This window comes from Bacillus sp. CZDM1 (assembly GCF_055502545.1).
Map to the genome: position 1 here is coordinate 1 of NZ_JBUESO010000031.1, position 8,969 is coordinate 8,969.

At 37.1% G+C, this 8,969-nt stretch carries 6 protein-coding genes; 5 read left to right on the forward strand and 1 reads right to left on the reverse strand.

The genetic code is table 11. The features are described from left to right. Positions 1–150: 150 nt before the first annotated feature. From ACY3XC_RS28520 to ACY3XC_RS28540, 5 genes are all read left to right on the forward strand, one after another. The gene (locus ACY3XC_RS28520; RefSeq protein WP_464871544.1) at positions 151–1,512 is read left to right on the forward strand and encodes a dipeptidase; all 1,362 of its coding nucleotides are present in this window, start codon (positions 151–153) and stop codon (positions 1,510–1,512) included. A 320-nt stretch (positions 1,513–1,832) separates the two neighbouring features. Further along, the gene (locus ACY3XC_RS28525) at positions 1,833–2,993 is read left to right on the forward strand and encodes a plasmid pRiA4b ORF-3 family protein (RefSeq protein ID WP_464871545.1); all 1,161 of its coding nucleotides are present in this window, start codon (positions 1,833–1,835) and stop codon (positions 2,991–2,993) included. 247 nt (positions 2,994–3,240) lie between these two features. Continuing rightward, a complete protein-coding gene (locus ACY3XC_RS28530; RefSeq protein WP_464871546.1) occupies positions 3,241–3,978 on the forward strand; it encodes an AAC(3) family N-acetyltransferase in 738 nt (245 codons plus the stop codon). 808 nt (positions 3,979–4,786) lie between these two features. Further along, positions 4,787–6,439 carry an amidohydrolase gene (locus ACY3XC_RS28535; RefSeq protein ID WP_464871547.1) on the forward strand — a complete coding sequence of 551 codons (1,653 nt, stop codon included), beginning with the start codon at positions 4,787–4,789 and terminating at the stop codon, positions 6,437–6,439. Between the two features lie 144 nt (positions 6,440–6,583). Then, positions 6,584–7,984, forward strand: a complete 1,401-nt coding sequence (locus tag ACY3XC_RS28540) for a sodium/glutamate symporter (protein WP_464871549.1) — start codon at positions 6,584–6,586, stop codon at positions 7,982–7,984. 183 nt (positions 7,985–8,167) lie between these two features. Here ACY3XC_RS28540 and ACY3XC_RS28545 read toward each other — a convergent pair whose 3' ends face one another. Continuing rightward, positions 8,168–8,617: a hypothetical protein gene (locus ACY3XC_RS28545; protein WP_464871548.1), complete on the reverse strand. Its 450-nt coding sequence runs from the start codon at positions 8,615–8,617 to the stop codon at positions 8,168–8,170. Positions 8,618–8,969: the final 352 nt, after the last annotated feature.

An 8,969-nucleotide genomic window follows, 5' to 3' on the forward strand; every position in this document is an offset into this window, starting at 1 on the left:
AAGTTTTTCACCATATTTTCCCATAAATAAACACCCCAAAAGTCAGATTTTCACTCTAACTTTCGGGGTGCAGTACAGAACCGTCCCCATGGTCTACTTCCTCATTTTTGTGTAAAATAGAAGTGAAAATAAAAAAGAATAGGTGAGAACATGAGTCAATTATCTGATTTTGTATCCAAGCATCATCATCAAAATGTTGAGGAATTAAAAGAATTACTTCGTATTCCAAGCATTAGTTCCTTATCAGAGCATAAAGAGGACATGCAGAAAGCAGCTTCCTGGATCGCCAATAAGTTACAAAACATTGGAATGGAACATGTTGAAATCGTACAAACAAAAGGACACCCGATTATTTATGCAGACTGGCTTCATCAGAAAGATGCCCCGACTGTATTAGTATACGGTCATTATGACGTACAGCCCGTTGACCCGATTAACTTATGGGAAACCCCTCCGTTTGAACCAGAAATCCGAGATGAAAAAATCTTTGCCAGAGGGGCAACAGACGACAAAGGGCAGACATTCTTACATATTAAAGCGGTCGAAGCACTACTGAAAGTAGAAAACAAATTACCGGTAAACCTAAAATTTTGCATCGAAGGAGAAGAAGAAATCGGAAGTCCTCATCTTCCGCAATTTTTAGCCGAAAATAAAGAAAAATTAGCCTGTGATGTGGTGGTCATATCCGATTCTGATATGTGGGATAGAGGAGTTCCTGCGATTACATATTCTCTAAGAGGTCTTTGTGCTCTTGAGGTTTCCCTTAAAACGGCAAATACGGATTTGCATTCCGGTATGTTCGGCGGGGGAGTACAGAACGCTAACCATTTATTAGTGCAGCTGCTTTCTACTCTTCATGATGCAAACGGAAAGGTAAATGTGAATCAGTTCTACGATGATGTTTTAGAATTGACAGAATTTGAGAAGGAACAAATTAAAGCACTAGGCTTTGATGAAGAGAAGCTTAAAAAACAGTTGGGCCTAACAGAATTAACGGGAGGAGAAACAAATTACCCATACCCTGAGAAAATCAGTTCTCGGCCAACATTAGAATTAAACGGCATATGGGGCGGATTTCAGGGGGAAGGTACAAAAACCGTCATTCCGAACGAGGCACATGCAAAAATCACCTGCCGTCTAGTTAATAATCAAAACCCAGAAAAAATCCAGGGCTCAATCAAAAAGCATTTAGAAGAAAAAGCACCAAAAGGATGCAGTGTAAAAGTAACACTTCAAGATACAGGTAATCCATTCCTAACCCCAATCGATCATCCGATGATTCAAAAAGCGGCTGAAGCCTACGAACAGGTTTATGGAAAAGCACCTGTTTATAAAAGAGAAGGGGGTTCCATTCCGATTGTATCGGATTTCAACCATACCCTAAATTCTCCTGTTGTCTTAATGGGATTCGGCTTGCCGGATGAAAATCTCCATGCTCCGAATGAACACTTTAACTTAGAAAACTTTGACAAAGGGATCTTAACGATTTGTTCATTTTTGGAATTGATCTGAATTGATAGGCAAAGAGGGATTGCATAGCATCCCTCTTTTTTACTGTGAGTTATTAAAGGTATAGATAACAATCAACTGTTGAGTGGGAAATTCTTAATCAATAGTAAATTAAATTACGATGCAAAGGATGAAAAGCGGTGTCTAAATAATCTCATTTCATTTTGTGATACAATCAGAGTAAAAATGGATAATTGAAGAACAAGAGAGTATTGAAAAAGAAATAGATTAAGATGCATTAGATGTAATCAAGCGGTTATATGACAAGACTTTTAAATCGTTGATGAAACATATTTATATATGAACTTAAGAGGGTGAGATAAATGTTAATCCAATGTACGAAAGCCTTGCTTGATCAGCTTGGAATAAAGAATAGTGAGCTGCATCCTCCAGAAGGACATGAGCAGTTTCCTAATAGCTTCATGGCATGGCACGCTAATTTTGTTACGATTGATAGAAAAAAAGCGATTGTTTTGATGAATAATGAAACAAGGTATTCGATCGTTATCTATAGACCAAGTAAAAAGGATTTTTCCAAAATAAATGAATTAATTTGTGAGGCAATCACTACAGCTTTACGAATGGAAGGTGTCCGTAAAGAAGTCATTGAAACATATATGGAAAAAGCGGGTGCTATTACATTTTCGAAAACAGCTAGTAAAAGCATAGTAGGAAAGCTGAATAATGCGGTACGTGAAATTGAGTTTACGCAAGAAAATTTAGATGAAAAGTTAAGAATTCAACGATATATTAGCATGATAACCGGTAGATTTATCCAATTATCTGGAAACAATCCAGGGTTTTATCCGATTGAAAAAATGCTCGAATGTCTCAGCCTTATTTATGGGCAGGAAGGTCATCATGAAGTTGTGGAGGATGTTCTTGCAATCGACCTCTATCAACTGAAAATAAAAATCAAGCTAGAGGGTCATGAAATATGGCGACAGGTTTTAGTGCCTTCCACTTATTCGTTTAGACATCTACATAATATTATTCAAACCGTTTTTGATTGGCAGAACGCTCATTTACATGAATTTGTTGTGGAAAGAGCGAAAAGGAAGGACCTTAAAATTGTGATGGATGATGACCCCGAGACGATGGAATATTTGAATTTTGATGAATTTGAGATTCGTCAGGAGCGATTAGTTGCTCTTGAAGAAATCTTTCCAACCTATGGTGAAGTCGTATATGAATACGATTTTGGAGACTCCTGGGAACATACAATAACATTGGAAAAAGTCGTAAAATCAAATGAGTTTCGTGCAACATTTGTTGAAGGAATCGGCGAGAGACCTCCTGAAGATGTAGGAGGAGAAGGAGGCTATGAGGAATATCTGCGAATTATGGCAGATGTAAACCATCCAGAACATGAAGATATGAAAGAATGGTCCGATAATCAAAAGGAAAGAAACATGAGCAAGGAAAAGATTAACAATAGACTTAAACAAGTAATCAAAGGCTATCATTTTTCGCATTTTTTGTGATTTTATTGATTAAAAAGGTAGTATTTTACTCACCAAACCTTTATCTTTCAAGGATAATTGCAGTGCGGTCAAAAGAAGTGTATCCGTAATGTCAACTAAAGGATACATAAAATCTTCCTTTACTGATTTGCCACACATGTCAATGTCACCAGCTTTCTAGTCAATAATCAAAAGTCTAGGAAACATAGACAAATAATCCTAATATGGTATTCTTTTGGTGTATGTATAGATTGAAAGGTTGAATGTGATGTACAAGGAACAAGATTTAATAAAGCATCTGAAAGAATTGGGAATCGACGAAAATGGAACATTACTTGTTCATTCATCAATGAAAAGTATTGGACAAGTAGCGGGTGGGGCGGATACTGTCCTTGATGCACTTTCAGAATATATGAAAAATGGTCTTTTGGTTTTTCCTACCCATACATGGTCGTATATTAAAGCGGAGAATCCTCGATTTGATGTCAATGACTCACCTTCTTGTGTTGGATTATTAACGGAACTGTTTCGAAAACGTCCGGGTGTTGTTCGCTCATGGCATCCAACGCATTCCGTAGCAGCCCTGGGAAAAGAAGCACATGAATTTATTGCCGGAAATGAACAATTCGACACACCTTGTGCACGCGAATCGAGTTGGGGGAAATTACTCGACCAGAAGGCAGCCATCTTGTTAATAGGAGTCGATTTACGAAGATGTACATATATTCATGGAGTCGAGGAATGGCTTGATATACCAGGTCGATTGACCGATGATCACGAAATGCTATACACCATATTACCGGATAAAACGGAAATTTCCACACCGCAAAAAAGACATTATGGTCATACTTCAGAAAAATACGATCGAGTTGAAGATATTTTTCTTAAAAATCAAGTGATGTACAAAGGGAAATTTGGCGATGCAACAGTTAGGGTATGTGACACCGTAAAAATGACAGACTTGCTAAAACACTTACTAAAAGAAAAACCTGATTTATTTTCTTAACTGGTTTATTTTTAACAGAGGTATGGGGGAATACCTTTGTTGGCTTCAATTTTCTGGTTAAAATGATGGTGTTTATGTAGAAGGAGCAAACTCTATTTTCATTAAAAATTGTTATATAAAAATGCTTGGAGTCATGATATACTCCAAGCATTTTTCCTTAAGAATTCACTTACTATATTGCCTGCCGCTAGTGGAATTCCGCTCGTCCGTACTCATAGGTGAATAGCATTAAAATTATGTCCTTAAATTTTCTATTAAAATTAAATAGAAATATTCACTAGAGTCCTACTTATGAATTATAGTAATAAGAATTATTATGGATTTTATTAAATGAATTCATTTTGAATATATTGAAAATTTGGAATATGTGTGTTTAAATCGAATTATGAGTTTTTGTCCCCTTAACTGGTACGGACATTCTGACGTTTGGATTAGGGAGATTCTAATCCAAAGGATGAAAACCTTTATCTTAAAAGAATGGATGTGAAAAAATTAAGATTGGGGTGCCAAAGGAAATTAAAAATAGCTCCATTATTCTAGGTGCTGTATCAAGACCCACCACTTACGCTCAGTCATACTCCAGCTATTGACCTCTCTTCAAAAAATTAGCGAACTTCTAGTGGTTTCCTACAAAACATTCTTTTCGAATTGCGGTTTGGAAGGAAATGAAAACGCATTCAAAATTCGACTTACTATTATCAAAACGGAAAGACGCACACTTGGATCATCGTAATGGGTTAGAGCTAACAAGAGGAGTTTAGGTGGTTATATTAAACTCTTCATTTTTAATAAAAAGGAGTGATAGTAAATGAAAGTAGATCTTTTATTTAAAAATGGAAAGGTATTAACTTTGGATCACAACAATCGCCGTGCAGGATCAGTAGCGGTATCAAAAGGCAAAATAGTCGGAATCTGGGAAACAGCAGAACCTCCTAAAGGCGAAGTTGAAATAACGCAACAGACGAATGTGGTTGATTTAGAAGGAGCAGCACTATTACCTGGTTTTATCGATACCCATAATCATATGCTGATGTATGGTCAGACAAGGGACATGGTGAATTGCAGCACACCACCTCATAAATCTATCAAAGACATTCTAGGTGCTATTGGGGAAAAAGCAAAAGAAACACAAAATGGAGAGTGGATTCGAGGATTTGGTTATGATGATACATTAATTTATGAAAAACGTCATCTTACCAGAGCAGACCTTGATCAGGTAACACCTAATAATCCAGTATTTGTCTCTCATGCTTCTGGGCATTTGGCGTACGCAAATACACTGGCTATTCAAATGGCTGGGTTGAAGGATACTATTTCGGACCCTCAAGGCGGCCATTTTGGCCGGGATGAGAATGGTCGGCTAAACGGGGTGTTATATGAATTTGGTGCTCAACAACCAATTAATAGTCTAATCCCTAAACCAACAGTTGAGGAACTGGTTCGTATTTTAGGAACAATATCCACAGATTATGTTGCACAGGGAATTACAACCAATTCAGATGCGGCCATCTTTGGTCTTGATGATTTTGAAGCACATCTACAGGCATCAAAACTTCGTGTGAATCCAATGCGTATGCAATTAATGATGATGCACTATCTCCTAAGTGACGGAGCTCCATATGGAGGGTATACTTCTGAACAATTGGATATTGAAATCCAAGCTAGATCTGGAGGCTGGGCTAAATTAGATAGTGCCAAAATGTTCCAAGATGGTTCGATTCAAGGCCTAACTGGTGCATTACGGGAACCGTATTATCAAAATTCAGATGTTTATGGTGATTTTATACACCCACAGGAATTTTTGAATGAAGAAGTTTTAAATCTTCACCGTCGAGGTTATCGAATTACGACACATGGAAACGGTGATCGTGCGATTGGATCTATCTTAGATGCGTATGAATATGCATTGAAGCAGAACCCCCGTACCGACCACCGCCATCGGATTGAACATGTTCAATCGGCGACAACTGCAGATATTGCTAGAATGGGGAAACTTGGTGTAGCCGGTTCCTTTTTCATCAATCATGTTTATTATTGGGGAGATCGACATGAAAAGATTTTCTTAGGTCCAAAGCGTGGAAGACGAATCAGTCCATTAGCAGATGCTGTGGAACACGATCTTTTGTTTGCCTTGCATTCGGATTGTCCTATTACACCCATTTCACCGCTGTTCTCCGTTTGGGCAGCAGTTAATCGAATCACGAGAGAAGGCAATGTTTTGGGGCCTGAACAGCGTATTGATGTCGTCACAGCCTTAAAATCGATGACCATTTATGGGGCAAGATTTATATTCGATGAGGATCATTCAGGAAGTATCGAAATTGGGAAGAAGGCAGATTTTGTCGTCCTAGAGGTGGATCCAACAGCGATTAATCCTCTAGATATAAAAGATGTTTCAATTCAATCCACTTATATTAATGGTGAGCCTGTCTATGGGCAAACAACAGTAAAAACTACTTAGTTTCTATTAAAACAATAAAATGAGAAGAGGAGAACTCGCATTTTGTAAATCTCCTTTTCTTTTTAGACTAAAAGCGATCCTCTCGTATTAAAGTTATCGAAAGCGTTTCTGTTAGATAAAAAGGAGGAGATTTCTTTGAGCTTTATGATAGCTTTTGGGTTAGCTAGTATTATGATCTGTATTGGTATGATCATTCGGACAAAGGTTCCATTTATTAGAAGGATGATAGTTCCTGCGAGTGTTATTGCTGGTCTACTAGGCTTGATTCTTATGAATACGGGACTTATAACATCTACTGACTCAGCAATGTATGTAAATATTGTAAGTTTCTTATTTACTATTACGTTTATTTCCATTGGTTTGACAAGTAATCCCAAGTCAAACTCTTCAAGCTCTTCAAGCTCTGTCGGAAAAGGTATTGCAAAAGGAGCGTTAGGTTTAGGTTTTCTTTGGAATGTGTTATATGCCCTTACTCCTGCAGTTGGAGCTATTCTCATCTTGGGTATTGGCGGTTTCTTTGGGATGGATCCAGTCTACGGGTTACTCATTCCATTTGCTTTTGCACAAGGTCCAGGACAATCTGCTGTTTTTGGTGGGATTATGGAGCAACAATATGGAATTGTAAACGCTGCTACTGTTGGAATTACATTTGCAGCAATTGGATTTTTAGTTTGTTTTTTCGTTGGTGTCCCCTTAGCGAGATATGGTATCAAAAAAGGATTAGCCAAAAACTTGGGCAAATCCGGAATCGATGGTTTTGTTGAAAGAGGCTATTATGTGAAGGATGAAAAGCGTCAATCATTAGGAAATGAGACAATATTTAGTGGAAATATGGATACAATGACTTTTCATTTTGCGATTATCGGCCTCTGTTTTATGTTAGCTTTGGGTATGGCGAAGGTCATTTCATTCATTCCTGGTGTTGGCCCAACTTTTAGCAGTATGCTATTTATATTCGGAATGTTGTCTGGGTATCTGGTTAAATTCATCATGAAAAAACTACGGATAGATCATATGCTCGATAATACGTTCCAATCCAAGATTACCGGATGGACAACAGATTATTTAGTGGTTGCATCATTTATGGCTGTACCACTTAGCGTGTTAAGTGAATGGATGGTTCCAATAATAATTGAGGCTATTGTGATCACGATCTTAACAGTAATTATATGCATTTATTTTGGCCAAAGACTTGGCGGAGAAAACGATTTTGAAAGAACCCTTGGTTTATACGGCACTGCCACTGGAACTGTACCTAGCGGTATTGCTCTTGTTAGAATTATTGATCCTTCTTTAAAAACTTCTACAGCAGTCGAATTAGGTTTGATGAATATTGCAATGATGCCTAGTTATGTGACAATTGCTACGATTATGGCAATTGCTTCTGGTGCATTATCTATGAGTAATGGAATCCTTTTGCTATTAGCACCGATTCCAATTTATTTAATCATATTAAAAGTTTTTAAAGTATGGGGAAAGAAAACGTACGATTTTAAACCAGAAACTGTAAACGTAGAGAGTTTAGAAACAGTTCCTGTTGAGTAATGAAATGAAAAGGGGGAATTTATTTTCGAAGAAATAGTATTACAGCGGAGACCTCATAACCATATCGAATGAAATATGAAAAGTGCCAGTCACCATCCAATTTTGTAATTCTATTTTCATTAAAAATTGTTATATAAAAATGCTTGGAGTTATGATATGCTCCAAGCATTTTTCCTTAAAAATTTACTTAATATATTGCCTGCTAATAGTAGAATTCCGCTCGTCCGTACTTATAGGTAAAGCAAAGACATTAATAAATAATATGTAGACCGGAAACAGCAAGGCAGACCCAAAAATTAAGAGACTAAATCTAGGAAAAAGGATCACTCCTGCATTAAGAGGAACGATGACAGTGAACAAGTAGAATAACACAATAAAATAAGGTACCCATAGAATAAGTGTCCAAAGATGGTGTTTTCTGCCTGACATCCACTTATTTGTTAAGCTAAAAAAGATAAGGGTCGCAAGAAGAAGTCCAATAACATTAATAACAGCAATGACAATGTAAACATGGTCCCACTCAAAGCCATATACTTGACTAATATGAGAAACATTTATAATGAGTTCGATCGCAATAAACAACGCTAACGCGTATAAGGCACTGATTGTATTTAACTTTATAAAAAACTTCATACTAACCTCCGTCATTCAGGTAATATCGTATTCCATTATACACCTTCTTAAAGGAAACGGGGCTAAATTCGAATTTTACACCTCTTCAATAAATATTCGGCAGTTATATCCCAAACCTGTATGCTTCCTGCACTTCCGTTTTTATTATTATTCATTGTTGATTTTCGTGTAGGGTTGAGAATTCATAGGCGGAGATTTTCCGTCTATTGTGTATAGAGCAAGCGAAAGGAGGTGATATAAGCGGAAATTTTCCGGTTAACTGAGGTTAGTCTAATAAGTGGACACGAAAAAATGAGATTTAGTTTATAATACAATCATCATTTAAAAGGGCGTGTTCACTTTGGGTAAACAT